Genomic DNA, 5,182 nt, shown 5'->3' on the forward strand with positions numbered 1-5,182 from the left:
AAAACGGCGACTCGGCGAACACCGAGATTCAGGGCATCGACGGATCGACCCGGCTGGAGGCCAAGCGGCAGCGGCGCCGCGACGGGCGCGACGCCGGTCGGCGCCGCGCGCCGGTGTTGAGCGAAGCCGAATTCCTGGCTCGCCGCGAGGCGGTGCAGCGGGTGATGGTGGTGCGCGACAAGGTCCGCACCGAGCCGCCGCATCAGGGCTCCCGCTACACCCAGATCGCGGTACTCGAGGACGGCATCGTCGTCGAACACTTCGTCACCAGCGCGGCCTCCGCTTCCCTGGTTGGCAACATCTATCTGGGGATCGTGCAGAACGTGCTGCCTTCGATGGAGGCGGCGTTCGTCGACATCGGGCGTGGCCGCAACGGCGTGCTGTACGCGGGTGAAGTGAACTGGGAGGCTGCCGGTCTCGGCGGGTCCAACCGCAAGATCGAACAAGCCCTCAAACCCGGCGACTTCATCGTGGTGCAGGTGAGCAAAGATCCCGTCGGCCACAAAGGCGCCCGACTCACCACCCAGGTGTCGTTGGCCGGGCGTTACCTGGTCTACGTGCCGGGCGCGTCGTCGACCGGAATCAGTCGCAAGCTTCCCGACACCGAACGTCAGCGCCTCAAAGAGATCCTGCGGGAGGTCGTGCCCACCGACGCCGGGGTGATCATCCGCACGGCTTCGGAAGGCGTGAAAGAAGACGACATCCGCGCCGACGTCAACCGGCTGCAGAAACGCTGGAATCAGATCGAGGCCACCGCCGTCGAAACCAAGCAAAAGGCTGCCGGCGCCGCGGTCGCGCTCTACGAAGAGCCCGACGTACTGGTCAAGGTCATCCGCGACCTGTTCAACGAAGACTTCGGTGAACTGATCGTCTCCGGCGACGATGCCTGGGCCACGATCAACGACTACGTCAAATCGGTTGCGCCCGAATTGATCCCCAAGCTGACGAAGTACGGGCCCGCGGAGCTTTCCGGGGGGCAGACGGCCCCTGACGTCTTTGCGGTGCACCGCATCGACGAGCAACTGCTCAAGGCGATGGACCGCAAGGTGTGGCTGCCCTCGGGCGGCACACTGGTCATCGATCGGACCGAGGCGATGACCGTCATCGACGTCAACACCGGCAAGTTCACCGGGTCCGGCGGCAACCTCGAGCAGACGGTCACCAAAAACAACTTGGAGGCGGCCGAAGAGATTGTCCGCCAATTGCGGCTGCGCGATATCGGCGGCATCGTCGTCATCGACTTCATCGACATGGTGCTGGAATCCAACCGTGACCTGGTGCTGCGCCGGCTCACCGAGGCGTTGGCCCGGGACCGCACCCGCCATCAGGTCTCGGAAGTGACGTCGCTGGGGCTGGTGCAGCTGACCCGCAAGCGGTTGGGGACCGGATTGATCGAGGCGTTCTCCACCTCGTGTCCGCAGTGCGCCGGCCGCGGCATCCTGCTGCACGCCGATCCGGTCGACTCGACGGCCGGCGGCCGCAAATCCGACTCGACCAGCCGCCGCGGCAGGCGTTCGAAGAAGAACCGGTCAGAGGACGCTGCGGTGGCCAAGGTGCCCGAGCACTCGCCCGGCGAGCACCCGATGTTCAAGGCGATGGCCGCGGCCAACGGCCGACCCGACGACGAGTCCGACGAGGCTGACGATTCTGACGAGGAGTTGGCGGGCAAGATCGATGACGAATCGGAAGAGGCGCGGGCAAAATCGCGGGCCGTCGCCGAGACCGAGGACGAAGACTTCACCGACACAGACGACGACGCCGAAGACGACTCGGACGACTCGGACGACGACTTCGACGACACGGATGACGACGAGGACGAGGACGAGGATGACGAACTCGACCTCGATGAGGACGATGAGCTGGACGATTCCGACGACGAAGACGCCGACGATGACTCCGACGACGAAGACGCCGATCAGGACGGCTTCACGCCCGCTGTCGCCGCATCGGTTCCTGCGCAGGGGCGTCGGCGCCGCGCCGCAGCCCGGCCGGCGGGCCCGCCGGTGCACGAGGACTGATCCCGGGATTCGCAGTCACACGCGACTCCACTGTCTCACTAGTCACTAAGCATCACGGGTTGATTTGTGCCCGGCTCGGAGCGATTATTCCTCGTGTCGCTCACTGGTGGGCACAAAGCCATCCGCTTCTGCCAGTGACTGCCGTGGCGAATGTGGCGGTGCTTGGTTGATCGTGCAGCCTGGCGCCGGTTTGACCCCCTGTTCGCTGGTCACGTAACCTTGACCAGTTGTCGCCAGGCCGCAACCGAAGGTTCGCCGGCACATCCCCCAGAACCAGCACCGCACCGTGACCGTGACAGCGTGCGCACGCAACGACGAAGAACCAGCCCGAACAGAAGAGGTAGAGACCAGGATGGCGACCTACGCAATCGTCAGGACCGGCGGCAAACAGTACAAGGTTGCAGTCGGCGACGTGGTCAAGGTCGAGAAGCTCGACTCCGAGCCCGGTGCCAGCGTCTCGTTGCCCGTGGCGCTGGTGGTGGACGGCTCGAACGTCACCACTGACGCCGATGCGCTGGCCAACGTTGCGGTGACCGGCGAGGTGCTCGAGCACACCAAGGGCCCCAAGATCCGGATCCACAAGTTCAAGAACAAGACCGGGTATCACAAGCGGCAGGGTCACCGTCAGCGGCTGACCGTGCTGCGGGTCACTGGAATTGCGTGATGAGCCGTCCGGCGAAGAACAACCAACACTGAGCGGAGACCACAAACCATGGCACACAAGAAAGGTGCGTCCAGCTCGCGCAACGGTCGCGATTCCGCCGCCCAGCGGCTGGGTGTCAAGCGGTTCGGTGGCCAACTGGTCAAGGCCGGCGAGATCCTAGTCCGGCAACGCGGGACCAAATTCCACCCGGGCGTCGGTGTCGGTCGCGGCGGTGACGACACGCTGTTTGCCAAAGCGGCGGGTGCTGTCGAATTCGGTGTGAAGCGCGGGCGTAAGACCGTCAACATCGTTCCGACCGGCCAGACCACCGGCTGAGTGTCGCGAGCGCCTCGGTTCGTCGACCGCGTCGTCATCCACGTGCGGGCGGGTTCCGGCGGTAACGGCTGCGCTTCGATTCACCGCGAGAAGTTCAAGCCACTGGGCGGACCGGACGGCGGCAATGGCGGCCGCGGCGGCAGCGTCGTCCTGGTCGTCGACCCGCAGGTGCACACCCTGCTCGACTTTCACTTCCGGCCCCACATCGTCGCGCAGAACGGCACGCAGGGCCGGGGAAGCAACCGTGAAGGGGCCGCCGGCGCCGACTTGGAGGTCATGGTGCCCGATGGCACCGTGGTACTCGACGAGCACGGTCGGCTACTCGCCGATCTGGTGGGTGCAGGCACCCGATTCGAAGCCGCGGCCGGCGGCCGCGGTGGTCTGGGCAACGCCGCGCTCGCTTCGCGGGCCCGTAAGGCGCCCGGCTTCGCGCTGCTGGGGGAGAAGGGGCGGGCCCGAGACCTCACCCTCGAACTCAAGACGGTTGCCGACGTCGGCCTGATCGGATTCCCGTCGGCCGGGAAATCCTCGCTGGTGTCGGTGATTTCGGCGGCCAAGCCCAAGATCGCCGACTATCCGTTCACCACGCTGGTACCCAATCTCGGCGTGGTCTCGGCGGGGGACCACACCTACACCGTCGCCGATGTGCCCGGCCTGATCCCCGGCGCGTCACAAGGACGGGGACTCGGCCTGGACTTTCTGCGCCACATCGAGCGGTGCGCGGTGCTGGTCCATGTCGTCGACTGCGCCACCGCCGAACCCGATCGCGATCCGGTGTCCGACATCGATGCGCTGGAAGCCGAGCTCGCTGCGTATACCCCGACGCTGCAAGGTGATTCGACGCTGCGCGACCTGGCCGACCGGCCCAGAGCGGTGGTGCTCAACAAGATCGACGTGCCGGCGGCCCGAGAACTCGCCGAGTTCGTCCACGACGACATCACCCAACGCGGATGGCCAGTGTTCAACGTGTCGACCGTCAGTCGAGAAGGCCTGCAGCCGTTGCTGTTCGCGCTGGCCGACATAATCTCGACCTACCAGGCCGCGCAGCCGGTGCTGGTGCCGCGCCGGCCGGTGATCCGGCCGATACCTGTCGACGAGTCGGGTTTCACCGTCGAATCCGACGGGCAGGGCGGATTCATCGTGCGTGGCGTGCGGCCGGAACGCTGGATCGCCCAGACCGACTTCGACAACGACGAAGCCGTCGGTTACCTCGGTGACCGGTTGGCCCGTCTGGGCGTCGAAGACCGACTGCTGCGGCTGGGCGCCGAGCCGGGATGCGCGGTGACCATCGGCGACATGACTTTCGACTGGGAGCCGCAGACACCCGCCGGTGTCGATGTCGCGCTGTCGAACCGCGGCACCGACCCACGCCTAGAACGCACCGAGCGGGTCAACGCCGCCGACCGCAAAGCAGCCCGCCGGCAGCGCCGCGACCGCTCATGAGGACCAGCGCCGGCGACGATGCAGAGCGAAGCGATGAGGAGGAGCGGCGCTAATGAACAGCGCGGCGCGTGAGGCTGTCCGAATTGCGCGTCGAGTCGTCGTCAAGATCGGCACGGCCGCGCTGACCACGCCGTCGGGAATGTTCGACGCCGGCCGGCTCGCCGAGCTGGCCGAAGCGATTCAGGCGCGCATGAAAGCCGGCTCCGACGTTGTCATCGTCTCGTCCGGGGCGATCGCCGCCGGCATCGAGCCGCTCGGTTTGAACCGGCGCCCGACTGATCTGGCCACCAAGCAGGCCGCGGCCAGCGTCGGACAGGTCGCGCTGGTCAACGCGTGGAGCGCGGCGTTCGGTCGCTATCAGCGCACCGTCGGTCAGGTGCTGCTGACCGCGCACGACATCTCGATGCGGGTCCAGCACACCAATGCTCAGCGCACCCTGGACCGGTTGCGGGCGCTGCACGCGGTGGCGATCGTCAACGAGAACGACACGGTGGCCACCAACGAGATCCGGTTCGGTGACAATGACCGGCTGTCGGCGTTGGTCGCCCACCTGGTGGGTGCCGACGCCCTGGTGCTGCTCTCCGACATCGACGGGCTGTACGACCGCGACCCCCGCAAAGGTGGTGCGGCGTTCATCTCGGAAGTCGCCGATGCTGCTGATCTCGACGGCGTGGTCGCCGGTCAGGGCAGCCACCTGGGGACCGGTGGCATGGCGTCGAAGGTGTCGGCGGCGGTGCTGGCC

The 5,182-nt window shown here is 66.7% G+C and carries 5 protein-coding genes; all 5 read left to right on the forward strand.

Annotation, left to right across the window (positions count from 1 at the left end; all coding sequences use genetic code 11):
- Positions 1–2,018 (forward strand): Rne/Rng family ribonuclease (locus tag WA317_RS18705; RefSeq protein WP_425174457.1); only part of this gene is annotated, 2,018 nt, incomplete at its 5' end.
- Between the two features lie 352 nt (positions 2,019–2,370).
- Positions 2,371–2,682: a 50S ribosomal protein L21 gene (gene rplU / locus WA317_RS18710; protein ID WP_425174458.1), complete on the forward strand. Its 312-nt coding sequence runs from the start codon at positions 2,371–2,373 to the stop codon at positions 2,680–2,682.
- Between the two features lie 48 nt (positions 2,683–2,730).
- Positions 2,731–2,997, forward strand: a complete 267-nt coding sequence (gene rpmA / locus WA317_RS18715) for a 50S ribosomal protein L27 (RefSeq protein ID WP_425174459.1) — start codon at positions 2,731–2,733, stop codon at positions 2,995–2,997.
- Positions 2,998–4,440, forward strand: coding sequence for a GTPase ObgE (gene obgE, locus WA317_RS18720; RefSeq protein WP_425174460.1), 1,443 nt, complete (start codon positions 2,998–3,000; stop codon positions 4,438–4,440).
- A gap of 52 nt (positions 4,441–4,492) precedes the next feature.
- On the forward strand, positions 4,493–5,182 hold a 690-nt coding region (gene proB, locus WA317_RS18725), incomplete at its 3' end, for a glutamate 5-kinase (RefSeq protein WP_425174461.1).

The sequence above is a fragment of the Mycobacterium sp. genome (genome assembly GCF_049802695.1).
In the GTDB taxonomy this organism is placed as follows: domain Bacteria; phylum Actinomycetota; class Actinomycetes; order Mycobacteriales; family Mycobacteriaceae; genus Mycobacterium.

Excerpts from the sequence above, each read along its gene's own strand:
- rplU (WP_425174458.1), top strand. The coding sequence starts at position 2,371 with ATGGCGACCTACGCAATCGTCAGGACCGGCGGCAAACAGTACAAGGTT.
- rpmA (WP_425174459.1), top strand. The coding sequence starts at position 2,731 with ATGGCACACAAGAAAGGTGCGTCCAGCTCGCGCAACGGTCGCGATTCC.